General features: G+C 71.5%; 2 protein-coding genes. Both read right to left on the bottom strand.

Annotated elements, in window-relative coordinates; all coding sequences use genetic code 11:
* The coding region (locus Mam01_RS36005) for a cellulose-binding domain-containing protein (protein ID WP_204289685.1) at positions 1-625 on the bottom strand (625 nt) is incomplete at its 3' end.
* 65 nt (positions 626-690) lie between these two features.
* Positions 691-1,150 (bottom strand): cellulose binding domain-containing protein (locus tag Mam01_RS37175; RefSeq protein WP_239101886.1); only part of this gene is annotated, 460 nt, incomplete at its 5' end.

The following is a 1,150-nucleotide window of genomic DNA, read 5'->3' on the forward strand; positions in this document are numbered from 1 at the left end:
CAGGGTTGGAGTACGTCGACGACGGCGGCCACGGCCCGCTCGGCGTCGCCGAGGGGCTGGGTGACGGGCTGGGCGACGGGCTGGGTGACGGGCTGGGTGACGGACTGGGCGAGGCGCTCGGCGACGGGCTCGGGGAAGGACTGGGCGAGGGGCTCTGTGACGGGCTCTGCGAGGGGCTCTGTGACGGGCTGGCGCTGGGGCTGCTGGTCACGGTGCCGGTGCAGGCGGTGCCGTTGACGGCGAAGTTCGTCGGCACCGGGTTGGTCGAACCGCTGAAGGCGCCGTTGAAGCCGAAGTTCGTGCTGCCGCCGGTCGGAATGGACGCGTTGTAGCCCGCGTCGCTCACCGTGACCTGCGCACCCGACTGGGTGTAGGTGCCGCTCCACAGCTGGGTGATGGTCTGCCCGGCCGTGAACGACCAGGTCAGCTTCCATCCGTTGATCGGGTCGCCCAGGTTGGTCACCTTGACGTCGGTGCCGAAGCCGCCCGGCCACTGGTTGGTCACCGTGTAGGTGACCTGGCAACCGGCGGCGGCCTGCGCGGTGCCTGCGGTCGCGACTCCGAGAGCGCCGAGCGCGGCGGCCATCGCGGCCGCGAGCCAGCGCCGGTGTCGAATGGGGGGCACTGCTGTCCTCCAGGTTGGGGATCGGGTTGTGCCGTCAGGACACGGTGCTTGTCAGGACACGGTGCTTAGGACACGGTGCAGGTGGCGCCGTTCAGCGTGAACGAGGTGGGCTTGCCGGCGTTGCCGGTGTGGTTGGCCTGGAAGCCGATCTGGGTGGAGCCGCCGGCCGAGATCGAGCCGTTGTAGCTGACGTTGGTCGCCGTGACCTGGCCGCTGCTCGGCGAGTAGGTGGCGTTCCAGCCGCTGGTGATGGTCTGCCCGCTGGGGAGGGTGAACGCGAGCGACCAGCCGTTGACGGCGGAGGAGCCGGTGTTGGTGATGGTGATGTCCTCGGTCAGGCCGCTGTTCCACGCGTTGACGGTGGCGCTGACGCGGCAGGCGCCCGTCCCGCCGGTCGGCGAGGACGACGGGGAGCTACTCGGCGACGCCGACGGCGAGACCGACGGCGAGGGCGAGGGCGAGGGCGAGGGCGAGGGCGAGGGCGAGGGGGACCGCGTGGGGGACGCGGACGGAGAAGGGGACGGC

It is taken from the genome of Microbispora amethystogenes, from assembly GCF_016863015.1.
In the GTDB taxonomy this organism is placed as follows: domain Bacteria; phylum Actinomycetota; class Actinomycetes; order Streptosporangiales; family Streptosporangiaceae; genus Microbispora; species Microbispora amethystogenes.